At 66.0% G+C, this 24,929-nt stretch carries 22 protein-coding genes; 17 read left to right on the top strand and 5 right to left on the bottom strand.

Annotation, left to right across the window (positions count from 1 at the left end; all coding sequences use genetic code 11):
• The first annotated feature begins 121 nt into the window (after positions 1-121).
• Entirely contained in the window at positions 122-1,267 is a 1,146-nt protein-coding gene (gene ftsZ / locus C662_RS07770) for a cell division protein FtsZ (protein WP_002926926.1), read from the top strand.
• A 128-nt stretch (positions 1,268-1,395) separates the two neighbouring features.
• On the opposite strand, the gene C662_RS07765 is transcribed toward ftsZ, so the two are convergent.
• The 3 genes from C662_RS07765 to C662_RS07755 all read right to left on the bottom strand — a co-directional run bounded on the left by C662_RS07765 (position 1,396) and on the right by C662_RS07755 (position 4,443).
• Positions 1,396-2,085 carry a class II aldolase/adducin family protein gene (locus tag C662_RS07765; protein ID WP_002926923.1) on the bottom strand — a complete coding sequence of 230 codons (690 nt, stop codon included), beginning with the start codon at positions 2,083-2,085 and terminating at the stop codon, positions 1,396-1,398.
• The gene (mtnA, locus tag C662_RS07760; protein ID WP_002926920.1) at positions 2,082-3,173 is read right to left on the bottom strand and encodes an S-methyl-5-thioribose-1-phosphate isomerase; all 1,092 of its coding nucleotides are present in this window, start codon (positions 3,171-3,173) and stop codon (positions 2,082-2,084) included. The genes C662_RS07765 and mtnA overlap by 4 nt, the downstream gene beginning before the upstream one ends.
• A gap of 112 nt (positions 3,174-3,285) precedes the next feature.
• Complete coding sequence (locus tag C662_RS07755; protein WP_002926919.1) at positions 3,286-4,443, bottom strand: pyridoxal phosphate-dependent aminotransferase; 1,158 nt, start codon at positions 4,441-4,443, stop codon at positions 3,286-3,288.
• A 133-nt stretch (positions 4,444-4,576) separates the two neighbouring features.
• On the opposite strand from C662_RS07755, the gene C662_RS07750 reads away from it, so the two are divergent.
• The 4 genes from C662_RS07750 to C662_RS07735 all read left to right on the top strand — a co-directional run bounded on the left by C662_RS07750 (position 4,577) and on the right by C662_RS07735 (position 9,315).
• On the top strand, positions 4,577-4,825 hold the full coding sequence (locus C662_RS07750) for a PP0621 family protein (RefSeq protein ID WP_002926918.1): 249 nt from the start codon (positions 4,577-4,579) through the stop codon (positions 4,823-4,825).
• Complete coding sequence (locus tag C662_RS07745; protein ID WP_002926916.1) at positions 4,815-6,395, top strand: sensor histidine kinase; 1,581 nt, start codon at positions 4,815-4,817, stop codon at positions 6,393-6,395. The genes C662_RS07750 and C662_RS07745 overlap by 11 nt, the downstream gene beginning before the upstream one ends.
• A complete protein-coding gene (locus C662_RS07740) occupies positions 6,392-7,813 on the top strand; it encodes a sigma-54-dependent transcriptional regulator (protein ID WP_002926913.1) in 1,422 nt (473 codons plus the stop codon). Before C662_RS07745 ends, C662_RS07740 begins: the two co-directional genes overlap by 4 nt.
• 92 nt (positions 7,814-7,905) lie before the next feature.
• A complete protein-coding gene (locus C662_RS07735) occupies positions 7,906-9,315 on the top strand; it encodes an MBL fold metallo-hydrolase RNA specificity domain-containing protein (RefSeq protein WP_002926910.1) in 1,410 nt (469 codons plus the stop codon).
• Positions 9,316-9,317: 2 nt separating this feature from the next.
• Here C662_RS07735 and C662_RS07730 read toward each other — a convergent pair whose 3' ends face one another.
• Positions 9,318-10,091: an outer membrane lipoprotein-sorting protein gene (locus tag C662_RS07730; protein ID WP_002926908.1), complete on the bottom strand. Its 774-nt coding sequence runs from the start codon at positions 10,089-10,091 to the stop codon at positions 9,318-9,320.
• 44 nt (positions 10,092-10,135) lie between these two features.
• On the opposite strand from C662_RS07730, the gene C662_RS07725 reads away from it, so the two are divergent.
• The gene (locus tag C662_RS07725) at positions 10,136-10,885 is read left to right on the top strand and encodes an ABC transporter ATP-binding protein (RefSeq protein ID WP_002926907.1); all 750 of its coding nucleotides are present in this window, start codon (positions 10,136-10,138) and stop codon (positions 10,883-10,885) included.
• A gap of 14 nt (positions 10,886-10,899) precedes the next feature.
• A complete protein-coding gene (locus C662_RS07720; RefSeq protein ID WP_002926906.1) occupies positions 10,900-12,276 on the top strand; it encodes a DUF1302 family protein in 1,377 nt (458 codons plus the stop codon).
• Between the two features lie 155 nt (positions 12,277-12,431).
• On the opposite strand, the gene C662_RS07715 is transcribed toward C662_RS07720, so the two are convergent.
• The gene (locus tag C662_RS07715) at positions 12,432-13,178 is read right to left on the bottom strand and encodes an N-acyl amino acid synthase FeeM domain-containing protein (RefSeq protein WP_002926903.1); all 747 of its coding nucleotides are present in this window, start codon (positions 13,176-13,178) and stop codon (positions 12,432-12,434) included.
• A gap of 334 nt (positions 13,179-13,512) precedes the next feature.
• Between C662_RS07715 and C662_RS07710 the strand changes: the two genes are divergently transcribed.
• From C662_RS07710 to C662_RS07665, 10 genes are all read left to right on the top strand, one after another.
• Complete coding sequence (locus tag C662_RS07710; protein WP_002926902.1) at positions 13,513-14,094, top strand: XrtA/PEP-CTERM system exopolysaccharide export protein; 582 nt, start codon at positions 13,513-13,515, stop codon at positions 14,092-14,094.
• A 70-nt stretch (positions 14,095-14,164) separates the two neighbouring features.
• On the top strand, positions 14,165-15,706 hold the full coding sequence (locus C662_RS07705) for an XrtA system polysaccharide chain length determinant (protein ID WP_002926900.1): 1,542 nt from the start codon (positions 14,165-14,167) through the stop codon (positions 15,704-15,706).
• A 13-nt stretch (positions 15,707-15,719) separates the two neighbouring features.
• Positions 15,720-16,730, top strand: coding sequence for an XrtA-associated tyrosine autokinase (locus C662_RS07700; RefSeq protein WP_002926899.1), 1,011 nt, complete (start codon positions 15,720-15,722; stop codon positions 16,728-16,730).
• Positions 16,693-18,252, top strand: a complete 1,560-nt coding sequence (locus C662_RS07695) for a TIGR03016 family PEP-CTERM system-associated outer membrane protein (protein ID WP_002926897.1) — start codon at positions 16,693-16,695, stop codon at positions 18,250-18,252. Before C662_RS07700 ends, C662_RS07695 begins: the two co-directional genes overlap by 38 nt.
• Before the next feature lie 11 nt (positions 18,253-18,263).
• Positions 18,264-19,385, top strand: coding sequence for an XrtA/PEP-CTERM system-associated ATPase (locus C662_RS07690; RefSeq protein ID WP_002926895.1), 1,122 nt, complete (start codon positions 18,264-18,266; stop codon positions 19,383-19,385).
• Positions 19,382-20,536 carry a non-hydrolyzing UDP-N-acetylglucosamine 2-epimerase gene (gene wecB / locus C662_RS07685; RefSeq protein WP_002926894.1) on the top strand — a complete coding sequence of 385 codons (1,155 nt, stop codon included), beginning with the start codon at positions 19,382-19,384 and terminating at the stop codon, positions 20,534-20,536. Before C662_RS07690 ends, wecB begins: the two co-directional genes overlap by 4 nt.
• Positions 20,537-20,543: 7 nt before the next feature.
• The gene (locus tag C662_RS07680; protein WP_002926893.1) at positions 20,544-21,383 is read left to right on the top strand and encodes an XrtA system polysaccharide deacetylase; all 840 of its coding nucleotides are present in this window, start codon (positions 20,544-20,546) and stop codon (positions 21,381-21,383) included.
• 25 nt (positions 21,384-21,408) lie between these two features.
• Positions 21,409-22,458, top strand: coding sequence for a FemAB family XrtA/PEP-CTERM system-associated protein (locus C662_RS07675; RefSeq protein WP_037984287.1), 1,050 nt, complete (start codon positions 21,409-21,411; stop codon positions 22,456-22,458).
• Positions 22,459-22,462: 4 nt separating this feature from the next.
• The gene (locus C662_RS07670; protein ID WP_002926891.1) at positions 22,463-23,755 is read left to right on the top strand and encodes a TIGR03087 family PEP-CTERM/XrtA system glycosyltransferase; all 1,293 of its coding nucleotides are present in this window, start codon (positions 22,463-22,465) and stop codon (positions 23,753-23,755) included.
• Entirely contained in the window at positions 23,755-24,924 is a 1,170-nt protein-coding gene (locus C662_RS07665) for a TIGR03088 family PEP-CTERM/XrtA system glycosyltransferase (RefSeq protein ID WP_002926890.1), read from the top strand. Before C662_RS07670 ends, C662_RS07665 begins: the two co-directional genes overlap by 1 nt.
• Positions 24,925-24,929: the final 5 nt, after the last annotated feature.

Below are 24,929 nucleotides of genomic sequence, written 5' to 3'. Positions count from 1 at the left end.
TCATTTTGGATGAAGGCCGGTTAACCAGCACCTATTTAGTAGTAGACTGCGAAGTTGATACTAAATGCGGGCTGGCGGCATTCGGTGTTGAGCAGGGCCGTCAATTCAGGAGGCGAGGCAAATGTTCGAGATTGTTGAGAAGGAATCGAGCGGGACGATGATCAAGGTGATCGGCGTGGGCGGTGCCGGCGGCAACGCTGTCGACCACATGATCCGTGAAGGCGTGAAGGGGGTGGATTTCATCTCCGCCAACACCGACGCCCAGGCGCTCAATCGCTGCCTGGCGACCACCAAGGTTCAGCTGGGCAAGACGGGCCTCGGCGCCGGCTCCAAGCCCGAGGCGGGCCGTGCCGCTGCGCAGGAGTCGCGTGATGACATCGCTGCGGTGCTCGAAGGCGCACACATGGTCTTCATCACCGGCGGCATGGGTGGCGGCACCGGTACCGGTGCGGCACCCGTGGTGGCCGAGATTGCCAAGGAGATGGGCATCCTGACCGTCGCCGTGGTGACCAAGCCCTTCGACTTCGAGAACCGTATCCGTGTCGCCGAGAGCGGCGTGGAAGAGCTCACCCGCCATGTCGATTCGCTGATCGTCGTGCTCAATGACAAGCTGCTCGACGTCTATGGCGACGATGCCGGCTTCGAGGAGTGCTTCCGCTCGGCAGACAACGTGCTGCGTTCGGCGGTGGGTGGCATCGCCGAGATCATCAACGTTCCCGGCCTGGTCAACGTCGACTTCCAGGACGTGCGTACCGCGATGGCCGAGATGGGCCGTGCGATGATGGGCTCGGCCGAGGCTTCGGGCCTGGACCGCGCGCGCATCGCTGCCGAGCAGGCTGCCGTCTCGCCGCTGCTCGAGGGCACCGAACTGTCGGGCGCGCGTTGCGTGCTGATCAACATCACCGCCAGCAAGTCGCTCAAGATGTCGGAAGTGCGCGATGCGGTGAAGACCGTGCAGGCCTTCGCTGCGCCTGAGGCCTTCGTCAAGTACGGCACCGTGTTCGACGAGACCATGGAAGACCGCATCCGCATCACCGTCGTGGCCACTGGCCTTGGCGCCCCGCGTGCCGCCCGTCAGCCGGTCATGCAGGTGGTGCAGGGGACGGGTACCTACGGCCCGTCGATGAGCAGCGGCGCGGTGGACATGAACAGTCTCGACGTGCCGGCCGTGATGCGCAGCGGCCGCCGCACGACGGTCGAGGCCATGAGCACGAGCGGCGTCGGTACCTACGACATCCCCGCCTTCCTGCGTCGCCAGGCGGATTGATTCACCGGCTCCGACCCTGATCAGGGCGGCCCCGCAGCCGCCCCCCCGCGCCGTGTTCCGGCGCCAAGCCCCTGCGCGGACGAACGCCTCCCGTTCGCGCAGGGGCTTTCACGTTGACCGGTGGGCGGTCATGCCTTGCGCGCCTTGCCGTACCAACGGAAGCGCTCGATGACCTCGTCCATCTCTGCCGCCGAGAGCAGCACTGGCGTGCCGATCTGCAGGGTGCGCCAGTATTGTTCGCACAGGGTCTCGAACTCGATCGCCAGCGCCAATGCATGCTCGAGGTCGCGACCGAAAACGACCATGCCGTGGTTTGCCAGCAGGCAGGCGTTGCGGTCCTGCAGCGCTGCCGTCGTGGCATCGGAAAGTGTCTGGGTGCCGAATGTGGCGTAGCGTGCACAGCGCACCGTGCTGCCACCGAAGCGCGCGATCATGTAGTGGAAGGGCGGGATCTCCTGCCGCTGGCAAGCCAATGCGGTGGCAAAGGGGGCGTGGGCATGCAGCACCGCTCCCGCCGCCGGAAAGGCGGCATAGATGTCGCGGTGCAGTTGCCACTCCGACGATGGGGCGAGCGCCCCGCGCGGGCTGCCGTCCGCCGCCACCACCGCCATGTCCTCGGGGCGGCAGCGCTCGGCAGGCACGCCGCTGGGGGTGATGAGCATGTCCCCGCCGTCCAGCCGTACGCTGGCATTGCCCGCCGTACCCACGTTCAGGCGTGCCGCGCCCATGGCGCGCAGGGTGTCGAGCAGGGTGGTGCGCAGGGCCGTCTCGTCTGTCGCTGTGCCCGCTGTGGTGCGAGCCGGGCCGTGGCCGTTCATTGGCGGCGCTCCGGGTACAGCGCCGCCAACTCGCCTGCGGCGACCACGCCGCGTTCGGTGATGATGCCGCGGATCAGTGCCGCCGGGGTCACGTCGAAGGCGGGGTTGGCGACGCGGGTGTCCATCGGGGCCAGGCGCACGGTGGCGATCTCGCCCTCGTCGTCCTCGGTTCCGGGCGAAGGGGTGACGCCGCGCAGCCGGCAAACCTCGTCCGCGCCGCGGTCCTCGATCGGGATCGCAGCCCCGTCCGGGCAGCTGAAGTCGAGCGTCGAGTGCGGTGCTGCGATGTAGAAGGGTACGCCGGCCGCCTGTGCGGCGAGCGCCTTCAGGTAGGTGCCGACCTTGTTGGCGCTGTCACCGTTGGCAGCGATTCGATCGGCGCCGGTGATGACGAGGTCCACCTCGCCGCGCATCAGCAGCAGGCCGGCGGCATTGTCGGCGATCAGTACGTGGGCGACGCCTGCGGCGCGCAGTTCCCAGGCTGTGAGCAGGCCCTGGTTGCGCGGACGGGTTTCGCTGACGAAGACCTCGACTGCGAGCCCCGCGGCCTGCGCGGCGTAGATCGGCGCCAGCGCGGTGCCGGCGCCGCAGGTGGCAAGCCAGCCGGCGTTGCAGTGCGTCATGATGCGCAGCGGGCGCGTGCGAGTTGCTGCCAGCGCGCGCAGGATGTCCAGGCCGTGGCGGCCGATCGCATCGCATGTCTGTGCATCGTCGAGCCGTATGGCTTCCGCTGCGGCCCACGCCGCAGCTAGCCGCTGCGCGGGCCGCAGCGGCCGCAGCGCCGTGTCCATGCGCGCCAGCGCCCAGTGCAGGTTGACTGCGGTCGGGCGGGTTGCGCCCAGTACGGTGAGGGCGTGCTGCAAGCTGCGGTCGTCGGCACCCTGCCGCTCGAGTGCGAGTGCCACGCCGAAGGCTGCGGTGGCGCCGATCAGGGGGGCGCCGCGCACCTGCATGTCGCGGATGGCGGCAGCCACATCGTCCAGGGTGCTCAGGGCGGCGCGTTCGGTGCGAAAGGGCAGCAAGGTCTGGTCGAGGACCAGCAGGCGGTCGCCGTCACGGAACAGGGTGGGGATCGGTTGTTGGAACATGCTTATCGGTTGTCCAGCGTGGATCGAGTAATCGAGTTGGGGTAGTCGTGCCCCGCGCCGTGCCGGCCTGGGCGCTGTCTGCAGCGCGCCCGGTCCGTGCCCGGGAAGTCGCTCAAATGGCATTGAGCCGTTCGCAGGCTGCGGCCAGGGTGGTTTCGTTCTTGGCAAAGCAGAAACGGATCACGCGTTCGTCGCGACCGTCTGCGAAAAAGGCCGATACGGGTATGGCGGCCACGCCCACCTTGCGGGTCAGGTGTTCGCAGAAGGACGTGTCGCCGAGTGCGCTGATGCGCTCGTAGCGGGCGAGCTGGAAGTAGGTGCCGTGCGCGGGCAGCAGATCGAAGCGAGAGTTGGCCAGTGCGGCACGGAAGTAGTTGCGCTTGGCCTGGTAGAAGGCGGCCAGTCCGGTGTGGCGGCCGGCGTCGGCCATGTAGTCGGCGAGCGCGAGTTGAACCGGGGTGTTCACCGTGAACACATTGAACTGGTGCACCTTGCGGAACTCTGCCATGAGCTCGCGCGGCGCCAGTACGTAGCCGACCTTCCAGCCGGTAATGTGGTAGGTCTTGCCGAAGCTCGAGACCACGAAGCTGCGCGCCGCCAGTTCGGGGTGGGCGGCGCAGCTTGCGTGGCTGGCGCCATCGAACACGATATGCTCGTAGACCTCGTCGGCCACCACGATGATGCCGGTGCCACGCGTGAGCGCAGCCAGGCGGTCGAGGTCGGCGCGCGTCCAGATGGTCGCGGTGGGGTTGTGCGGGGTGTTGATCATGATCATGCGCGTGCGCGGCGTTATCGCCGCGGCCACCGCCTCCCAGTCCGGGCGGTAGTCGGGGGCGGAGAGCTGCAGCCGCACCGGCGTGCCGCCGGCGAGCTCGATCGCGGGCACGTAGGAGTCGTACACCGGCTCGAACACGATGACCTCGTCGCCGGGATGCACGCATGCAGTCACGGCGGTGAACAAGGCCTGGGTGGCGCCCGCGGTGACGGTGATCTCGGACTCCTCGTCATAGGCCGTGCCATACAGCGTCTCGACCTTGGCGGCGATTGCCGCGCGCAGCGCAAGGCAGCCGGCCATCGGCGCGTACTGGTTGTGGCCGGTGCGCATCCAATGTGCGACGCGCTCGAACAACACGTCCTCGGCGTTGAAATCGGGAAAGCCCTGGGACAGGTTGATGGCGCCGCACTCCTGGGCCAGGCGCGACATCACGGTGAAGATCGTCGTGCCGACGGCGGGCAGGCGGGAGGCGAGGGGAGCAGGAAAGGATGGCATGGCGCGGCGATGCGGTCGGGAGCAGGGGCCTTATTGTCGCAAACCCGCGCCCGCCGTGGGCAATGGCCGTAGGGGGGGCGTGCTAGAATCCGGGCGTTTCCACTGCCGTGGCGCAGGGTCTGCGCCCTTCAACGTGCGCAATCTGCTCATCCTGATCCTCGTCTTCATTGCCATCTGGTGGTTGCGTGCAGCCTTGCGGCGCTTCAAGGACCAGGGTGGATTTGCTGCGCGCCGCGCCGCCAGGAAAGAGCGTGCCGCACCCGAGCGGATGCTCGAGTGCGCACATTGCGGCGTGAATGTGCCCGAGTCCGAAGGGGTGTCCGACGAGCGGGCTTTTTACTGTTGCGACGCCCATCGTCGCGCCGGACCACGTGCGCACTGAATCAGCGGCCGCGGCTGCCGAGGTCGAACGCACCCGCAGCACGTCGCTTCGCTACCTGAACCTGTTCCGGCTGCTCATGGCCGGGCTGTTCCTTGTCGCGGGCCGCGACCTCGGCCTGGGCGGGGAGCGACCATTGGTGTTCCAGGTCGCAGCCTTTGCCTACCTGGGCCTGGTTCTCGCGCTCGGTTTCCCCGATGCGTCGCGGCGTCTCGGCGCAGAGCGTGTCATCATCCTGCAGGTACTGGTCGATGTGCTCGCACTGTCCGTCATCATGTGGGCGAGCGGCGGTTACCGCAGCGGTATGCCGGTGCTGATGATGATCGTGCTCGCGGGCGCGGGCCTGGTCATGGAAGGGCGGATGGTGCTGTTCTTCGCGGCCCTGGCCACCCTGGCGGTGCTCATCGAGAACGCCTGGCGCCATGCGGCAGGCAGCGACTCGGTCGATTTCCTGCAGGTGGGCATATTCTGCGCGGGCTTCTTCGGCATCGCCCTCGTCGCCCGCCTGCTTGCCCTGCGCGCCAAGGCCAACGCCACCCTGGCCGCCGAGCGTGGTTTGGCGCTCGCCAAGCAACAGGCGGTCAGCGAGCACATCATCCGCGACATGCAGGACGGCGTGATCGTGGTCGATGCGCAGGGCAGGATCCTGCACCTGAACGCGCAGGCGATAGCGCTGCTGGGCCTGACCCACTCGAGCGCGGAAGCCCTCGAGGGCTTGGCGCTGGCCGACCTCGACGAGGGTTTCAGACCGATCCTGCAGGGGGCGCTTGGTGACGAGGGGCGCTTGCTGCGTATCGGCGCGGACGGCCGTCTGCTGCGTTGCCGCAGCGTGGCGGGAGAGGCCGGGAGCGCAGCCGCGGGCGATACGCTGCTTTATCTGACCGACTTCGAGGACATTCAGCGCCACTTGCAGCAGATCAAGCTGGCGGCACTCGGACGGCTGACCGCCAGCATGGCGCATGAGATCCGCAACCCCTTGTCGGCCGTCACCCAGGCGGCCGAACTGTTGCGTGAGGAGAAGCGCGGCGAGATGCAGCTCAGGCTCGTGCGCATCATCAACGACAATGCCCACCGTATCGAGCGCATGATTCGCGACGTGCTGGCGCTGGGCCGGCGCGAACAGGCGATGCCCGAGGCGCTGCCGCTTGCCGCCTTCGTCGCCGAGGTGATCGACGCCAGGGTGTTCCGCGCTGCCCAGGAAGAGGGCCTGTACCATGTCGACATCGACCCTGGTCTAACCTTTGCGATTGATCGTGCCCATCTGCATCAGGTCCTCGACAACCTGCTTGCAAATGCCAGCCGCTATTGCTCGGGTGCGCCGGGCTCGGTGCGCTTGAGTGCCGAACTCCTGGCTGGGGGGCGCGCGGCGCTGCACGTCAGCGACGACGGCCCGGGCTTCGATGAGGCGATGCGCGCGCAGTTGTTCGAGCCCTTCTTCACCACCCACCCCAAGGGCACGGGGCTGGGCCTTTACATCGCACGCGAGCTTGCCGAGGCCAACGACGCCACGCTAGAGCTTGCGCCCTCCACCCAGGGCGCCCACCTGGTTCTTACCGGACGCACGACACCATGAATGCCGTCGAACGCCGTCAACGCCCCCAGTCAGTCGACGTGCTCATCGTCGACGATGAGGAAGACATCCGCGAACTGCTCGAACTGTCGCTGATGCGTCTTGGCCTGGCTTGCGACGCAGTGGGCACCGTCGCCGATGCGATCGCCCGACTGGAGGCTCGCCGTTATCGCCTGTGCCTGACCGACATGCGGCTACCCGATGGCGATGGGCTTGGCCTGGTGGAGCACATCCAGGCACACTGCCCGGGCTTGCCGGTGGCGGTGATCACCGCATTCGGCAGTATCGAGACCGCGATCAGGGCACTCAAGCTCGGTGCCTTCGACTTCGTCACCAAGCCGGTCGAGCTCAAGGCCCTGCGCGAGCTCGTCACCCATGCCCTCAGGCTGGGCGCGACCGGGGATAAGGCTGCGGGAACCACGCCCGAACGTGCCCTGATCGGGCATTCGCCCGCCTTCATGCAGTTGCGCGCCCAGGCCGAGAAGCTTGCGCGCAACCAGGCGCCCGTGTTCATCCATGGTGAGTCGGGGACCGGCAAGGAGGTCATCGCCCGCTTCATCCACAGCCTGGGGACGCGTACCGCCGGGCCCTTTGTGCCGGTGAACTGCGGAGCGATCTCGCCCGAGCTGATGGAAAGCGAGTTTTTCGGTCATCGCAAGGGCAGCTTCACCGGCGCGGCCAGCGACAAGCAGGGCCTGTTCCAGGCTGCGAGCGGCGGCACGCTGTTTCTGGACGAGATCGGTGAGTTGCCGCTGGCCATGCAGGTCAAGCTGTTGCGCGCCATCCAGGAGCGCGCGGTACGGCCGGTCGGCGCCCATGCCGAGGAGCCGGTCGATGTGCGCCTGTTGTCGGCGTCGCATCAGGATCTCGGGCGACTGGTCGCGGAAGGGCGCTTCCGCCAGGACCTCTTCTTCCGCATCAACGTCATCACCTTGCGCATGCCGCCGCTGCGCGAGCGCCGTGAGGACATTCCCGCGCTTGCCGAGCACATCCTCGCTCGCCTGGCTGCGCGTGAGGGCGGGGCGCCGCGCCGACTGTCGGCCGCCGCGCTGCATGCGCTGCAGGGCTATGCCTTCCCGGGCAATGTGCGCGAGCTCGAGAACCTGCTCGAGCGTGCCTGCGCGATGTGCGAGGGCGACGAGATCGACGCCGCCGACATCGAGCTCTACCCGGACCAGACGGCGTCTGGCTGGCTTACCGACAGTGCCGCGGGGCCTTTTGGCTTTCAGGTGCCAGGCGATTTCGGCGACCATGGCGGCGGCGGAGAGCCCGGGCAGGAACCCGCTGCCGACGACGCCGAGCGTCTGCGCATCATCCGCGCGCTCGAGCAGACGCGCTGGAATCGCAGTGCGGCGGCGCGCAACCTCGGCATGACCTTGCGCCAGCTGCGCTATCGGCTGCAGAAGTGGGGCATGGAGTAAGCCATCGGGCAGGGCAAGCGGTTGGCGCTGCAGGGTCGTCCTGGAACGGACTTCCATTTGGCATTAATAGGTGGTGCCGCTAGAATCCCGGCATGAACCCGACGATCGTGCATCACGGCGCGCGCAACGGCGTGACCGGCTCCTGCCATCAGCTTTTCATCGAGGACGACAACAGCCTGCTGGTCGACTGCGGCTTGTTCCAGGGCGCCGAGACCGCGCCCGATGGTCGCGCTGCAGCGGACCGGCTGGACATCGACTTCCCGGTCAGGGGCATTGGTGCGCTCGTTCTTACCCATGTGCACATCGACCATTGCGGTCGCCTGCCCTGGCTGCTTGCGGCGGGTTTCAAGGGGCCGATCTTCTGCAGCGAGCCCTCGGCGCGGCTGTTGCCTACGGTGCTTGCCGATGCCTTCGAGCTTGGTGTCAGCCGCAACAAGGAGATCGTCGAGCGCTATCTCAAGCTTGTTGAAGCGCGCATCCGCGCCTTGCCCTACCGCCAGTGGCATACGGTGTACCGCAGCCCGGACGCCATCTGCCGCATCCGCCTCCAGCGTGCTGGTCACATCCTCGGCTCGGCCTATGTCGAATGCGAGCTTTCCGGCGCGGCTTGGCCGCAGCCCAAGCGGGTGCTGTTCTCGGGAGACCTGGGGGCACCCCATGCGCCCTTGCTGCCCGCGCCGCAGCCGCCTTGGCAGGCCGATGTCGTGGTGCTCGAGAGCACTTATGGTGACCGTGCGCACGAGGATCGCCGCAGCCGTCGCGAGCGCCTGCAGGCCGTGGTCGAGCATGCGTTGCGTGATGGCGGCACGGTCATCATCCCGGCTTTCAGCATTGGCCGCACGCAGGAGTTGCTGTACGAATTCGAGGACATCCTGTACCGGCAGCGTCGGCGCCCCGGCGAGTTTGCCGGGCAGTGGGCGCAGCTCAGGATCTTTCTCGACTCACCATTGGCGTTGCGTTTCACCGAGCTCTACCGGGAATTGCAGCCGTTCTGGGATGCAGAGGCCAAGGCCAGGGTGCGCGCCGGGCGTAAGCCCCTTTCCTACGAGCAGTTGGTCGCGATCGATAGTCATGCGTTGCACGAAGCCAACGTACGCCGCCTCGCGCGCAGTCGCGAACCGGCTATCGTCATTGCCGCCAGCGGCATGTGCGCTGGTGGCCGGGTGGTGAACTACCTCAAGGCCATGCTCGGCGACGCTCGCCACGACGTCGTCTTCGTCGGCTATCAGGCGCGCGGCACGCCCGGGCATGCGATCCAGACCTACGGGCCGCGCGGCGGTTACGTGGAACTCGACGGCGAACGTGTCGATATCCGTGCCGGCATCCACACGCTTGCAGGCTATTCGGCACATGCCGACCGCGACAACCTCACTCGCTTCGTTACCCGTATGCGCCACCTGCCGGCCGAGGTACGCCTCGTCCATGGCGAAGACAGCGTGCGCGAAGCCTTGGCGCGCCATCTGCTTGCCGTCACCGGCGGCAAGATCCGGGTCGTGCCATGAGGCTATTGCTGCAGCCGGCGCATGTACTCGCGGGTGAACATGCGTTCGGGCAGGTCGCGGACGTTCATGTTCTCGTAGGTCAGCACGGAGACCTCCCCCTTTTTCAGCGCATCTTCCATGACCAGCCGAGTTGGGCGCAGCTGCCCTGCCATCTGGCGGAAGTCCTCGTATAACGCGGTCTTTAGCAGTCGGCCCGAGAGCGCATAGAACTCGGCCTTGAGGGGGCGTTTGTCGGCTTCCGCCACCCAGTACCTCACCCGCGCGTAGGTCACGCTGCGGTCCACCGCGGTGAGGTCCAGCACCACCGCCGGCGTGCCGCCCACGCTGTCGCGGCCGGCGATGGTCGGCCGGTAGTCGCCGGCGAAGTTTGCGCGCGCGAGGTCGCCATTGGCCACCTGGCCTGTGAGCCGTTGCGCCAGCGACAGGCGTACCGGCTGCGACACCGCCGGCATGAACACCCATAGATCGCGGCCCCGCATGAGCAGTGCCTGGCCGCGTTCGGTGGCGGGCTCGAGAGTGAGGACGATGGTGTTCTCGTTGCCGCGTGACAGGACGCGATACTTGCGCGTGTCGCCCTCCTTGCCGTCGCTGAGGTTGGCGACCGAGATTTCGGTCTGGAAGCTCTCGCGTGGAAAGCGCACCGCATCGGCGGCGGCCACCACACTGACAGCCTCGTCGTCGTCCTGGGCGTCGGCTGCCCGCAGCAGGGTGGGGAGCAGCAGGCCGCTCGCCAGGGCGGCAACGAAGCGGCGACGGGATCGTAAACTGTGCGTCATGAGTGCTATCCTTTCGGCGTCCAATCAGATTTTCAGCCCTGCACATGCCCATCGTCCAGGTCGAACACGTGAGCAAGCGTTTCCTGCTGGGGGATCAACTCGTCCAGGCGCTCGAAGACGTCACCCTGTCGATCGAGCCCGGCGTGTTTCTCGCCATCGCAGGGCCGTCCGGTAGCGGAAAGTCTACCCTGCTCAACATCATAGGCTGTATCGACACGCCAAGCGCGGGCCGTGTGGTCATCGACGGCCATGACGTATCCGATCGCACGCCCGATCAGCTTGCCGACCTGCGCGCGCGCACCATCGGTTTCATCTTCCAGACCTTCAACCTGCTGCCGGTGCTGTCGGCAGAGGAGAATGTCGAGTATCCGTTGCTGCAGATGCCGGAGTTGTCGAAGAAGGAACGTGCCGAGCGGGTCCGGCACTATCTTGGCATGGTAGGCCTGAGCAAGTATGCCGACCATCGCCCGAACCAGCTTTCGGGCGGTCAGCGCCAGCGCGTGGCGATTGCGCGCGCGCTCGCCACGCATTCAAAGATCGTGCTTGCCGACGAGCCCACTGCGAACCTCGACAGCAAGACGGGTTCGAGCATCCTGAAGCTGATGCGCGACATCAACCGCCAGTCCGGCACCACCTTCGTGTTCTCCACTCACGACCGCAAGGTCATGAACATGGCTGACCGTCTGGTGCGCATCGCCGACGGCCAGATCACCGCACTCGGCATGAAAGCCGAGGGGCGCTGGGTGTTCGTGCAGGACCGTCGGCCGCGTGATGAAGAAGACCCGGAAATCTAGTGAGAAAGCACACCATGCCTGCCTTGAATCGACTCGCCCTTGCCACCCTTTCCGCCGTGGCGTTGCTCATGATCCTCCCGCCGGCGCATGCGGCCGATGATGCCAGTGACGCTGCGGAGGATGCCGAGTTCGATGCAGAGCTCGATGCGCTCTTCGATGTCGGCGCCCCGGAAGGCGCCGCTGCGGGCAGCGGCATGAAGTGGAGCGGTTATGCCGAGCTGGGGGCCGCCTACACACTGCCCGACCCCGAGCACTGGTCGCGACTGCGTGCCCGCGTCGAGCTTGCCGGCAGTGGCCAGCTTGCGCCTCGAGTGCGCTGGAAGCTCAACGCGCGTGCCGATGCGGATGCGGCCTTCGATCTCGAGGATGAGCACTACCCGGCCGCCGTGCGCAGGGACCAGCGGCGCAATCTGATCCTGCGCGAGGCCTACGTGGATCTTGGTCAGGGCGACTGGGAGTTCCGCCTCGGCCGCCAGCACATCATCTGGGGCGAGATGGTCGGCTTCTTCTTTGCCGACGTCGTCTCGGCCCGCGACATGCGAGAGTTCCTGCTGCCCGAGTTCGAAAGCCTGCGCATTGCGCAGTGGGCGGCGCGGGCGGAGTACTTTGCCGGCAGCAGCCACTTCGAGCTGGTCTGGATCCCCAAGCCCAGCTTCGACGAGATCGGCAAGCCGGGTGGCGATTTCTACACCTTTGCCGCACTGCCGGCGAATACCGTCGTGACCGAGCACAAGCCCTCTGACAGTCTGCGCAACAGCAACTGGGGCGCACGCGTCTCCCATCTGGTGAGTGGCTGGGATCTGTCGGCCTTCTACTACCGCAGCTACGACGTCGCGCCGACCTTGTACGAAGTGGGGGTGGGCACCGCCTCCTTGCGGCACGAGCGACTGCATCAGATCGGTGCGACCTTCAGCAAGGACCTGGGTAGCTTCGTACTCAAGGGTGAGGCGGTTCATACCCGTGGGCGTGGCGTCAACACACTGGTCGCGGCGCCGGTTCCGGGCGGCAGGCTGCTCGGGCTCGAGAAGACGGACATGATCGACTATGCGATCGGTGCCGATATCCCGGCAGGTGCCGATTGGCGCTTCAACACCCAGCTATACGGTCGTTGGCTCGATGAGCATCGCAGCACCATGGTGAGCGACAGGCTCGAGTCCGGCCTGACCTTCCAGGCTGTGCATTCGATCGGCAATGAGCTGGAACTCGAGTTCCTGGCCGTTTCCAGTCTCAACCGTTCGGACTACATGCTCAGGCCGAAGCTGACCTGGAAGTTCGCGCCGGCCTGGCGTGCCGTGACTGGTGTCGATGTGTTTGGCGGCAGTGGTACGGGACGCCTGAGTGCTTTCGATCGCAGTGACCGTGCCTACGTGGAGGTTCGTCACTGGTTCTGAGTGCCGACAGGAGCGCGCGGCCTTGCCGTTGGGGCGGCTTGAGGCGTGGGCCGAAACCTCGGTCAGTGCTTGTCCGTCGCGTAGCACGTGACAGCAATGATCATGCGCTCCAACGCAGTGTTCGGCGCGCTTGCGACAGCCTCATCGAGCGCGGCTCAGCTGCGCTTGAGTCCTGCCAGCAGGTCTTGGAGGGTGGTTTCAGACGGGAGCAGGCGGATTGCGCGCGGTGGCGGTCGGCCGGCTTCGTCGTCATGCCTGGCCAAAGCGCGTTCGAATTGCCGGTGCGAAAGGTGAAGCAGTACCGCTGCAGCACCGACGCGAGGGCAGACGCGTTCGGGGCCGGCAACCCTGTACCCGAAGATGCGCTGATAGAAGCGTGCGTGGCGAGGATGGACTTCGATGAAGACGTCCGACATTCGCTGGGTCAGCTTCGCCAGCACGTAGAGCGCCTGCAGCAGTCCGGCGAGCGCATCATGCGAGCCAAGGTCGGGATCGATTGCGAGTCGTGTGATTTCGCACACTTTGCCGCCGGTTTTTCGGACAGCGTCGATCTCATTGCTGTACAAAGTGTCTGCCAGCAGGCCGGAGCCCAGATCCATGCGCAGAGTGAGCGTCGCAACCGCATGTCCTTCGCGCAGCGCGACCACGGTGATGTCCCGGCGATCGAGCTCGGCGTGCATCCCGTAAGGGAACAGGCCGCGAGCCGAATACATACGCTCCACCAGTCTGCTGCTCTGGCGTTTCAGATCGTCACAGCCGTTGGCGATGCGAATCTGGAACCCGTTCTGCTCGAAAGCCAGGCCGTTGGCCGCATCGAGCGGGGGAGGGAGCGCGTTGACGAAGCCGGCATTGCCAGGCTGGGCGGCGTCGGAATGAGGCGCGCGCGCACTACTGACCGCCATGGACGCATGTAAGGCGTCAGGCGCAGGTTGTGATCCATGCATGGAAGTGGCCGAGTTCTCGAGTGATGTTCAGGACAGTATAGCGCCGACCTGCTCGCCATATCTGCCGCGCGCAGGCCTTTCTGTTGCAACAAATGTTCCAGAATCTACAGACGTCGATCACTGCGTAGTGTAAGCGATTGTGTGCATTTGTTCCTGTCGACGCAAACCTGCATCCGCCTAGCATCCCCAATCGTGGATCGACGTCGTATCATTGCGAATCTTGAGACAGAACAGGGGGCTTGTCATGGTGAGCAGCTTACGGGGCGCATGGAGTTCGCTTGGGCGGTGCTTGATGCCGGTGCTGGCGGTGGGTGTGCTGGCTGGATGTGCGTCGAGCTTTCCACCCGCTCCGCCCTCCGCGGCAGACGCGGACTACAACTATGTGATCGGCCCGGGGGACACCGTTTCGATCAACGTGTGGCGCAACCCTGAGTTGTCAACGTCGGTGCCTGTGCGGCCCGACGGCAAGATCACGGCGCCGCTCGTCGAGGATCTGCCTGCAATGGGCAAGGATTCGACCACGCTTGCCCGCGACATTGAACAGCACCTCGCCAAGTACATCCGTGATCCGGTCGTCACCGTCATCGTCACCGGGTTTGTCGGGCCGTACAGCGAGCAGATCCGCGTGATCGGTGAGGCAGGCAATCCGCAGACGCTGCCCTACAAGCAGAAGATGACCCTGCTCGACGTGATGATTGCAGTCGGCGGTCTCACCGACTTCGCCGATGGCAATGCAGCGACCATCCTGCGCACGGCCGAAGGCAACAAGCAGTACAGCGTCCGTATTCGCGATCTCGTGAAGCGTGGCGACGTCTCGGCCAACGTCGAGATGCGTCCGGGCGACGTACTGATCATTCCGCAGAGCTGGTTCTGATCTCTCACTCGAACGTCGGCACCCGGCCCGCTTGTGGCTGGGGTCTTGGCGTGCAGCACGGCAAGGACACATGGAAGAACTCGTATCTCAAGTCACAGGCTACCTGCGCGGCATGTGGCGATTCCGCTGGTGGGGCCTGGCTTTGGCCTGGCTGGTCGGCGTCGCCGGCGGGGTGGCGATCTATCTCATGCCCGACAAGTACGAGTCTACTGCTCGCATCAATGTCGATACGCAGTCCGTGCTTCGGCCGCTCATGTCGGGCCTCGCGGTGCAGCCCAACGTCAGTCAGCAGATCAACATGCTCAGCCGCACGCTGATCAGCCGGCCGAACGTCGAGAAGCTCATCACCATGGCCGACCTTGATCTGGGCGTGCGCAGTCCGGCGGAGCGCGAGGCGCTGATCAACGCCCTGATGAGCGATCTGCAGATCCGTTCCACCGGGCGGGACAACCTGTTCACCCTCGCCTACGCCGATACGAGGCCCGAGCGTGCCCAGCGCGTAGTCCAGTCCTTGCTGTCCTTGTTCGTGGAGTCGGGCCTGGGGAGCAACCGCCAGGATGCCGACGCCGCGCGCAGGTTCATCGAGGAGCAGATCCGCAGCTACGAGCAGAAGCTGACCGAGGCGGAGAACCGGCTGAAGGACTTCCGTCTGCGCAACATGGCGCTGCTTGGCGCCGGCACGCGCGACTACATCACGCAGATTGCCGACGTTAACGAGCAGCTGCGTCAGGCCCGTCTCGAGCTCCGCGAGGCAGAGAACTCGCGTGATGCGATGAAGCAGCAGTTGGCAAGCGGGCAGTCCGAGGCCGATTTTGCGCCGCCGCCGATGCTGGCCACCCCGGAGATCGATGCACGCATCGAGACGCTTCAGCGCAACCTCGACGATTTGCTGCAGCGCTACACCGAGCGCCATCCGGATGTGGTCGGTGCTCGGCGAGTGATCGAGGAGCTCGAGAAGCAGAAGCAGGATCTCCTCGCGCAGATGCGCGAGAATCCGGTCGCCAGTCCGATGGGCGGTTTTGGCATGGGGTCGGGGATCGAGCAGACGCGGCTTGCACTGGCCCAGGGAGAAGCGCGTGTGGCCTCCTTGCGTGCTCGCGTGACCGAGTTCGAAAGCAGGCTCGAGACCTTGCAGGCCGACGCGCAACGTATTCCGCAACTCGAGACGGAGATGGCGCAGCTCAATCGCGACTACAGCGTCCATAAATCCAACTACGATGCGCTCGTGTCGCGCCGCGAGTCGGCCAGCATCGCTGCCGAGATGAACACCCAGGCTGGTATTGCCGACTTCCGCGTCATCGATCCACCGTCGATGCCGACCAAGCCGTCTGCACCGAATCGTCTGCTGTTGCTGCCTTTGGCTGCGCTGGTGGGCTTGGGGGCCGGGTTTGCGCTGACCTTCCTGATCAGCCAGTTGCGACCGTCCTTCGGCGATCCGCGTCAGCTGCGCGAGATCAGCGGCCTGCCGGTGCTGGGTACGGTGTCGATGCTGCCGACGCCTGAGCGCCGGCGCAAGCGTCGCAACGGCCTGATCGCGTTCGGAGGTGGGCTGGCCGCCTACGCCGGGGCCTTCGCCTTCGCCACCGCCGCACTCAAGATACTGCAGGGCTGAACGGATACACACGATGAGCATTATCGAAAAAGCAGTCGAGCGCCTGGACAGGCTCAAGCAAGCGGCCCGCGAGCCCGATGGCGAGCAGCAGGCAGCGGCCGTGGTAGTCGAGGGCGCGCGGGCGCCTGCCCCGTCTGCAGCGGCGGCGCCGGATGCCGCTCCCAAGGGAGACCGCCTGGCCAAGCCTGAGCAGGTCATCCGGACAGCGGAAGCCGTGGCGCCGGCGGCGGACGATGCCCCCAAGGCGGCCCGGGCTGTGGGGCGCTCGATCCGAATCGACCTGGAAAGATTGGCTGCGCGCGGCTTCGTCACGCCGGACCAGCCGCGCAGTTCGATCGCCGAGGAGTTCCGCATCATCAAGCGGCCCTTGCTGCGCAACGCCACCGATGCCGGGCCGGCTGCGATCGAGAACGGCAACCTGATCATGATCACCAGTGCCTTGCCCGGCGAAGGCAAGACGTTCAACGCAATCAATCTCGCCATCAGCATGGCGATGGAACTCGACTACACCGTACTACTGGTCGATGCCGACGTGTCGCGCCCGTCCGTGCTGCGCGAGCTCGGTCTGCCCGCCCAGCGTGGATTGATGGATGTGCTGTCGGGCGAGGTGCCCGATCTGGGTGACGTGATGCTGCGCACCAACATCGACAAGCTGTCGATCCTGCCTGCCGGCATGCCGCATCAGCGCGCCACCGAGTTGCTGGCGTCCGAGGCGATGACGAGCATGCTTGCGCAGATGGCCCACCGCTATTCGGACCGCATCATCGTGTTCGATTCGCCGCCGGTGCTGGTGACCACCGAGTCCCGCGTGCTGGCGACCCACATGGGGCAGGTCGTCATTGTGGTCGAGGCTGAGCGCACCACGCATGCTCACGTGCGACAGGCGCTCGCCACCGTCGATAGCTGCCCGGTCAGGCTCATGGTGCTGAACAAGTCGCGCGAGCGTGCAGTCGGCGGTTACTACGGTTACGGATACGGATATGGATATGGACAAACGCCGGAAACCCGCCCGGAAGCTGCCTGACGTCCGTCTCGTCGGGCGTGCGCCTGTCATCGGGGTGCTTGTCGGCGCGCTCCTTGGCTGTGGCAGCGTGCTCGCACAGTCGGTCACCGTCACGCCCTCCCTCGATACCTCGCTCACCTGGACCGACAACGCCGGCGCGGCGGGTGGCGTGTCGGGAGGCGGCGAGGCGGACTGGGTCTTCGAGGTTTCTCCCGGCATCTCCGTGTCGCGCACCAGTGGCCGGCTCAACGGTGGCCTGAGTGCGCGCCTGCGCAACCTGGTCTATGCCGACGACACGGACCGTAACAGCTCTTACCTGAGCCTGCAGGGGCGCGGCAGCTTCGAGGCGGTAGAGGATCTGCTTTTCATCGATTTCGACGCCGGCATCAGCCGCAACAATCTGTCGGCGTTTTCCGGCGGGGCCTCTGGCGACCGGCTGTCGAGCCAGCGCTCGAGTGAAACGCGTACCTGGTCGATTGCGCCCCGACTGGAGTCGGACCTGCGCTTCGGCGAGGCGGCGGTCGGTGCCGTCGAGTATTCGTCGCGCGGGATCAGTTCCGGCAGCGATGGGCTCGGCAACCAGAACGTCGAGACCCTGGGCGTCCGCCTCTCCGACCCCGGCGGCCGGCGCTTCCTGGGTTGGGGGGTGGCCTATACGCGCACCGACTCGGATGGCGGCACGGCCGAGAGCAGCTCGCGCAGCGCAGAGACCCTGCGCGGCACGCTGTTTGCAAACCTGTCGCCGCAGTTCCGCCTGCGTGCAATCGGCGGTCACGAATCCAACGACTATGCAAGCGGCCGCAGGACCAGTGGCGATATCGTGGGGGCCGGTTTTGACTGGTATCCCACCGACCGTACTTCGATCACGGCCACGGTTGAGGACCGCCTCTTCGGGCGTGGTTACAATCTGGGCCTCAATCACCGCATGCGGCGCTCGGTGTGGTACCTGAGTGCGAGTCGGGATCTGTCCTCGACCGCGCAGGAACTCGGGCCCGGGCTGACGGAGGCCTCGGGCCAGGCATGCCTGGATTTCGTCTCGAATCCGGCGAACTTTCCTGAGATCACCGACCCTCTCGACCGTTTCCAGCTTCTCCTGAACTGCATTGCGCGGCTTACGCTGCGCTCCAATGCGGCGTACGTCAATCAGTCGCTGAGTGCGGGTTTCTCGTTGCTGGGGGTGCGCAATACGCTCAGCTTCTCGGTCTCGCGGGCGGATCGCTCGCTGGTCAGCAACATCTCCAGCCTGCTGCCCGGTACCGATGACTTCCAGAACACCGACAACGTACTCACTACCTCGGCAACCGTGGCGTGGAGCCATCGCCTCACCGGCACCAGTGCGCTCGATGCCAGCCTGACCCGGACGAACTCCGAGGGGCGAGATAGCTCCGGGCTGGAGACGAAGCGCCTGCTCGCTTCCCTGGGCCTGAGCCGGCAGCTTGGCCCGCAGACCCAGGCTGGCCTGCGCTATCGCTACCAGAAGGCGGAGGGGAGTACCGATTACACCGAGAATGCGGTCACGGCCACGCTCGGCATGCGTTTCTAAGCGGAACCCTGATGTACGAATCCTTCTTCAAGCTTTCCGGCAAGCCCTTCCAGCTCAACCCCGACCCCGCGTTTTTCTATGGCAGCCGTGGGCATCGCCGTGCAATGGCCTATCTCGAGTACGGTCTGCACCAGAGCGAGGGCTTCATCGTCATCACCGGCGAGATCGGCGCGGGCAAGACCACGATCGTGCGTAGCCTGCTCGAGCAGCTCGATCCGGACAAGGTGGTCGCTGCCAACATCGTCAGTACGCAGATCGATGCCAGCGATATGCTGCGCATGGTCGCGGCCGCCTTCGGCGTGCCCAGCCGAAGCCTCGACAAGGCGGGGCTGCTGCTCGCGCTCGAAACCTATCTGGTGTCGGTTGCCGCAGCCGGCAAGCGCGCCCTGCTGCTCGTCGATGAAGCACAGAACCTCACGCCGGCGGCGGTCGAGGAACTGCGCATGCTGTCCAACTTCCAGCTCGAAGACCATGCCCTGCTGCAAAGCTTCCTGGTCGGCCAGCCCGAGTTCCGCGACATCATGCAGCGCGGTGAGATGCAGCAGTTGCGTCAGCGCGTGATCGCGTCCTACCACCTTGGTCCGCTCGACCTGCAGGAAACCCAGGGCTACATCGAGCATCGCCTGACACACGTTGGCTGGGCGGGCGATCCGATCTTCCAGCCCGGGGCCTATACGGCAATCTACGGCTACACCGGGGGCATTCCGCGCCGCATCAACACCTTGTGCGACCGGCTCATGCTCGCTGCCTACATTGCTGAGCGTCATGTCATCGCGGAGGACGATGTTCGCGAGGTCATCGATGAGCTCAAGCAGGAGTTCGCTGCGCCGCGGCGGCCGTTGCCGATCGAGAGCAGTCCGGACGCAAGCCTCACGGGTGCGCTCGACAGCGCCGTCAATGCCGTAGCCACGGCGCAGGCAGGGATTGAAGCAATCCAGCTGGATCTTGATCGGCTGCAGGTGTCGCCTGAGCTTGCCGAGCGGGCGGCCGGACTTGCGGCCGGCTACGACCTTCAACGCATCGAGGCGCGCCTGGCAGGGCTGGAGCAGTCTGCCGCCGCCACCCTCGGCCTGCTCACCCAGTTGCTTCAGGCAGTACGTCGTGAGAGACCCGCAGGGGAGGAGCGCCAGTGAGCCCGTTGCCGATCGATGAGCTACCCCCGGTCATCTGCGTGGTCGGGGCGCGCCCGAACTACATGAAGGTTGCACCCATCATCCGCGCCTTCGCTGCGCACAATCCGCCGATCCGTACGCTGCTGGTGCATACCGGGCAGCACTACGACCCGGCAATGAAGGACCGCTTGTTCGCCGACCTGGCGCTCCCCGAGCCCGACGTCAACCTGGCGGTTGGCTCGGGGTCGCATGCAGTGCAGACGGCCGAGGTCATGAAGCGTTTCGAGCCCGTCATCGACGAGCACGGTGCGCGCGCCGTGCTCGTGGTGGGTGACGTTAACTCGACGCTGGCGTGCGCTTTGGTTGCGAGCAAGCGTCACATTCCGGTGGTACATGTGGAGTCTGGGCTGCGCAGCAACGACCGCCGTATGCCCGAAGAGATCAACCGCATCCTCACCGACCAGATATCCGACGTGCTCTATACGACCGAGCGTTCCGCCCACGATAACCTCGCGCGCGAAGGCATTGCGCCCGAGCGTGCGGTGTTCGTCGGCAACGTCATGATCGACAGCCTGCGCGCGAGCTTGCCCAAGGCCGTACCCGCCGCAAGCCTGCTGGCTGCGGCCGGTCTCGACCCGCAGCGCATCGAGGGGGGCTACGGTGTTGTCACCCTGCATCGTCCATCCAACGTCGACCATGCGGAAGTGCTTGGGCCGATCATCGAGGCATTGCATGTCGTGAGTGCCAGGTTGCCGCTGGTCATCGCGCTGCATCCGCGCACGCGCGCCAACCTCGAGCGCTTCGGCATGCTCGGGCGCATCGATACGCCCGGATTCCTGCTGTTGCCGCCGCAGGGCTATCTCGAGATGCTCGGTCTGCTCTCCGGTGCGCGCATGGTGCTGACTGATTCGGGCGGCATCCAGGAGGAGACCACTGCGCTTGGCGTGCCGTGCATCACCATCCGTGAGAATACAGAGCGCCCGATCACGGTCGAGCAGGGCACCAACACCCTGGTCGGGGTGGACCCTGCAGCCATCATCGCGGCAGCCGACAGCGTGCTCGCGACCGGTGGCAAGGCGGGCCGCGTGCCCGAGTACTGGGACGGCCGCTGCGCCGAGCGCATCGCCGCCCACCTGCACGACTGGCTGCTCGCCCACGACAGCAAGGCCTGAGGCTGCAATGAGTTCCCGTATCACCAATGCCTTCACCTGCGACGTCGAGGACTACTTCCAGGTCTCCGCGCTTGCGCCGCACTTTCCGCGCAGTCAATGGGACAGTGTGCCTTGCCGCGTCGAGCGCAACGTCGACCGTATCCTCGAGTTGCTCGACGGTCACGGTGCGCGCGGTACCTTCTTCACCCTGGGATGGGTCGCCGAGCGCTATCCGCAGCTGGTACGCCGTATTGCCGGCGCAGGGCATGAGGTGGCCAGTCATGGCTATGCCCATGAACGTGCCAGTGACCTCACGCCCGAGTCCTTCAGCGCCGACATCCGTCTCGCCAAGGCTGTCCTCGAGGACATCACCGGTCAGCCGGTCACCGGTTATCGCGCGCCCAGCTTCTCGATCGGCACCGCCAACCTGTGGGCGCACGACTGCATTGCCGAGGCGGGTTACCGGTACAGCTCCAGCGTGTACCCGGTCAAACACGACCACTACGGTATCCCCGATGCGCCACGCTTCCCCTGGCGCCTGCCCAACGGACTGGTCGAGGTTCCCGTCAGTACCGTGCGCATGTTCGGGCGCAACTGGCCCGCCGGTGGTGGCGGCTTCTTCCGTCTGTTGCCCTATTCCTTGTCGCGCTGGCAGATTGCCCGTGTCAATGCCGATGATCGCAGGCCGGCGATCTTCTACTTCCACCCCTGGGAAATTGACCCCGAGCAGCCGCGTGTGACCGACGCCACAGCCAAAACCCGCTTCCGGCACTACATTAACCTTGAACACACCGAAGCACGGCTCGATCGCCTGCTTTCCGATTTTTCCTGGGGGCGCGCAGACGAAGTCTTCCGCGACGCCGCCTGAACCAGACTGGAGCGGGATGCGCGCAATGGACAGACTGCCGATTCACGTCAGCATGCTCACCCCTGCCGAGGTCGAGCGCTGGGATGACTTCGTGCGCCGGTGCCCGCAGGCCACGTTCTTCCACCTGTCGGCTTGGCGCGACATCCTGGAAGGCGTGTTCAAGCACCGCAGCTTCTACCTGTATGCCGAGCGCGCGGGCGATATCGTCGCCGTGCTGCCCTTGGCCGAGGTACGTAGCCGCGTGTTCGGGCATGCGCTGACCTCGCTGCCTTTCTGCGTGTATGGTGGAATTGCAGCCGACGTCGATGCGGGTCCCGAAGTCTTCCACATGCTTGAGATGCGGGCAGAGGCTCTGGCAACCGCGCTTGGTGTGCAGCACACAGAGTACCGTAACCTGAAGCCGGTGCATGCTGACTGGCCGCGCCAGGAGCTCTACGTCACCTTCCGCAAGGCCCTGCTGCCCGATGTTGAGGCCAACATGCTCGCCATCCCGCGCAAGCAGCGCGCAATGGTGCGCAAAGGCATCAAGAACGGCCTTGTCAGCCACGTAGACGACGACATCGAGCGCTTTTTCGCCCTCTATGCAGACAACGTGCTTCGCCATGGCACGCCCGCACTGCCCAAGACCTTCTTCGAACGCCTCAAGGCGGTTTTCGGCGAGGCCTGCGAGGTGCTCACCGTGACCGACCCGGCGGGTAAGCCGCTGTCGAGCGTGCTCAGTTTTTACTTCCGCGACGAGGTGTTGCCCTACTACGCGGGTGACGATACCGCTGCGCGCGATCTCGCTGCCAACGACTTCAAGTATTGGGAGCTGATGCGGCGCGCCTGCGAGCGCGGCTGCAAGGTTTTCGACTATGGTCGCAGCAAGGTCGGCACGGGTCCATACAGCTTCAAGAAGAACTGGGGCTTCGATCCGCAGCCGCTGTCCTACGAGTACCGTCTCTACAAGCGCGACAGCGTGCCCCAGAACAACCCGATGAACCCCAAGTACCGCGCCTTCATTGCGCTGTGGAAGCGTCTGCCCATTGGCGTCGCCAACCGCCTGGGGCCACATATCGTGCGTAACCTGGGGTAGGGCGGTGGAGGACAGCCGCCCCCCACTGCTCTACCTGACGCACCGCGTTCCGTACCCGCCCAACAAGGGCGACAAGGTGCGCTCGTTCAACATCCTGCGCCAGCTTGCGCGGACCCACCGCGTCTTCCTGGGCTGCTTCGTCGACCATCCCGACGACAAGCAGCACATCCCGGCCTTGCGCAAGTGGTGTGAACACAGTTGCGTGGTGCCCATCGAACCCGGTATCCGCCGCATTGCCAGCCTGCGCGGCCTGTTGCGCGGCGAGGCGCTGAGCCTGCCCTATTACCGCAGCCCGCGCTTGCGCGCCTGGGTGCGCCGGGTTGTCATCGAGCACGGCATCCGCAGCGCGGTTGCGTTCTCGGGGCCGATGGCACAGTACCTGGATCTGCCTGGACTCGATCGACGGGTGATCGACTTCTGCGACGTGGATTCAGCCAAGTGGTCGCAGTACGCCAGTGACCGGCGTTGGCCCATGTCCTGGCTGTATCGACGCGAGGGTGAGCGCTTGCTTGCCTTCGAGCGTGCCAGCGCAGCGCGCTGCGATGCCAGCCTGTTCGTCACCGAGGCCGAGGCCGAGCTTTTTCGTGGCGCGGCGCCCGAGATTTCGGCGCGTGTCGGCGTCATGCAGAACGGGGTCGATGCGGAGTACTTCTCGCCTGAACACCGTTTCGAGTCACCGTATCCGCCGGGTGGGCCGGTGCTGGTGTTCAGCGGCGCGATGGATTACTGGCCGAATATCGATGCCGTAACCTGGTTCGCCCGCGAGGTGCTGCCGCGCATCCGCGCCGAGCAGCCTCAGGTGCGCTTCTGGATCGTCGGCATGAACCCGGCGCCGGCCGTGCAGGCACTGGCTGCCGAGGGCAGCGGCGTGGTCGTCACGGGTACCGTGCCGGATGTGCGCCCCTTTCTCGCTCATGCGCAGGTCGTTGTCGCCCCGCTGCGCATTGCGCGCGGTATCCAGAACAAGGTGCTCGAGGCCATGGCCATGGCGCGCCCGGTGGTGCTTACCCAGGCGCCCGCAGCCGGGCTCGCCGCGCAGAACGGCCGCGACTGCGAGGTGGCTGCCGACGAGGCGGATCTTGCTGCACGTGTGCTCGGTCTGCTTGGCGATGACGCTCGCCGTGCCCGTATGGGTGAGGCGGCGCTTGACTGCGTGCTGCGCGCATACAGCTGGTCGGCGCATCTGCGCGTGCTCGACGGCTTGCTCGACGTGCAACCGCCCGAGCCCGGCGGCCAGGAGGACATTCCGACCGTGATCGGCGAACTCGCCGACGCTGCACCGTCCCAGGTGGCTTGATGCGCGAACTGCGGCCGCTGGTGATGCACCTCGTCTACAGTTTCGATGTCGGCGGGCTGGAAAACGGCGTGGTCAACCTCATCAATCGCATGCCGCCGGAGCGCTACCGCCACACGGTGGTTGCGCTCACGCGCTGTGCCGAAGGGTTCTGCGAGCGCATCCGGCGTGAGGATGTCGGCTTCGTGTCGCTGCACAAGCCTGCTGGTCATGGCATCAAGCTCTATCCGCGCCTGTACCGCTTGTTCCGTGAGCGGCGCCCAGCCATCGTGCACAGCCGCAACCTTGCCGCGCTCGAGGCGGTCGTGCCGGCGCGTCTGGCGGGTGTTCCGGTGCGGGTGCATGGCGAGCACGGCTGGGACGTCTCCGACCCTGGCGGCACTCGGCGCAAGTTCCAGGTGCTGCGGCGCCTCTACAGCCCCTTCGTGAGCCGCTATGTTGCGCTCTCGGGCCACATCGAGTCCTACCTGACCGGGCGGGTCGGGATCGCGCCCGCGCGTGTCGAGCGCATCTGCAACGGGGTTGACACCCTGCGTTTCACCCCCGCCGCAACCGGTGCGCGCCAGATCCTGGCCGGCAGCCCATTCGCCGATGCGAGCGTGGTCGTCGTCGGCACCGTCGGCAGGCTGCAGGCAGTCAAGGACCAACTCACCCTGGTGCGTGCCTTCGAGCTTGCCCGCGCACGGGGTGGGGTGGGGCAGAGGCTGCGCCTGATCATTGCCGGCGATGGCCCGCTGCGCGGCGAGGTCGAGGCCGAGATCCGCCGCGCCGGGATCGGCGACGCGGTCTGGCTTGCCGGCGAGCGCACGGATGTTCCGGCGGTCATGCGTGCGCTCGACGTTTTCGTGCTGCCCTCGCAGGCCGAAGGCATCTCCAACACCATCCTCGAGGCCATGGCCAGCGGCCTGCCAGTGGTCGCCACCGCAGTCGGCGGCAACGGCGAGCTGGTTGCCGAGGGCGAGACCGGCTCCCTCGTGCCCGCGCAGGACCCGGATCGCATGGCCGAGGCGCTGCTGTGCTACGCTTCCGATGCTGCATTGCGGCAAACGCAGGGGGCGGCAGGCCGCCGACGCGTCGAGCACGGCTTCAGTCTCGACGGCATGGTGGCACGCTACACCGCAATGTATGACCAACTCCTGCAGCGCGCCGGCGTAGCGCCTGCCAGATCCTAAAGGAA

It is taken from the genome of Thauera sp. 28 (assembly GCF_000310145.2).
GTDB lineage: Bacteria > Pseudomonadota > Gammaproteobacteria > Burkholderiales > Rhodocyclaceae > Thauera > Thauera mechernichensis.
The sequence above is the reverse complement of the archived record's forward strand: the minus strand, read 5'-3'. Positions and strand labels throughout refer to the sequence as shown.

Coding starts and splice junctions, on each gene's coding strand:
- C662_RS07675 (WP_037984287.1), top strand. CDS start 21,409: ATGGACAGACTGCCGATTCACGTCAGCATGCTCACCCCTGCCGAGGTC.
- ftsZ (WP_002926926.1), top strand. CDS start 122: ATGTTCGAGATTGTTGAGAAGGAATCGAGCGGGACGATGATCAAGGTG.
- C662_RS07715 (WP_002926903.1), bottom strand. CDS start 13,178: ATGGCGGTCAGTAGTGCGCGCGCGCCTCATTCCGACGCCGCCCAGCCT.
- C662_RS07725 (WP_002926907.1), top strand. CDS start 10,136: ATGCCCATCGTCCAGGTCGAACACGTGAGCAAGCGTTTCCTGCTGGGG.
- C662_RS07680 (WP_002926893.1), top strand. CDS start 20,544: ATGAGTTCCCGTATCACCAATGCCTTCACCTGCGACGTCGAGGACTAC.
- C662_RS07665 (WP_002926890.1), top strand. CDS start 23,755: ATGCGCGAACTGCGGCCGCTGGTGATGCACCTCGTCTACAGTTTCGAT.
- C662_RS07740 (WP_002926913.1), top strand. CDS start 6,392: ATGAATGCCGTCGAACGCCGTCAACGCCCCCAGTCAGTCGACGTGCTC.
- C662_RS07720 (WP_002926906.1), top strand. CDS start 10,900: ATGCCTGCCTTGAATCGACTCGCCCTTGCCACCCTTTCCGCCGTGGCG.
- C662_RS07700 (WP_002926899.1), top strand. CDS start 15,720: ATGAGCATTATCGAAAAAGCAGTCGAGCGCCTGGACAGGCTCAAGCAA.
- C662_RS07695 (WP_002926897.1), top strand. CDS start 16,693: ATGGACAAACGCCGGAAACCCGCCCGGAAGCTGCCTGACGTCCGTCTC.
- C662_RS07730 (WP_002926908.1), bottom strand. CDS start 10,091: ATGACGCACAGTTTACGATCCCGTCGCCGCTTCGTTGCCGCCCTGGCG.
- C662_RS07690 (WP_002926895.1), top strand. CDS start 18,264: ATGTACGAATCCTTCTTCAAGCTTTCCGGCAAGCCCTTCCAGCTCAAC.
- C662_RS07765 (WP_002926923.1), bottom strand. CDS start 2,085: ATGAACGGCCACGGCCCGGCTCGCACCACAGCGGGCACAGCGACAGAC.
- C662_RS07710 (WP_002926902.1), top strand. CDS start 13,513: ATGCCGGTGCTGGCGGTGGGTGTGCTGGCTGGATGTGCGTCGAGCTTT.
- C662_RS07755 (WP_002926919.1), bottom strand. CDS start 4,443: ATGCCATCCTTTCCTGCTCCCCTCGCCTCCCGCCTGCCCGCCGTCGGC.
- C662_RS07735 (WP_002926910.1), top strand. CDS start 7,906: ATGAACCCGACGATCGTGCATCACGGCGCGCGCAACGGCGTGACCGGC.
- mtnA (WP_002926920.1), bottom strand. CDS start 3,173: ATGTTCCAACAACCGATCCCCACCCTGTTCCGTGACGGCGACCGCCTG.
- C662_RS07705 (WP_002926900.1), top strand. CDS start 14,165: ATGGAAGAACTCGTATCTCAAGTCACAGGCTACCTGCGCGGCATGTGG.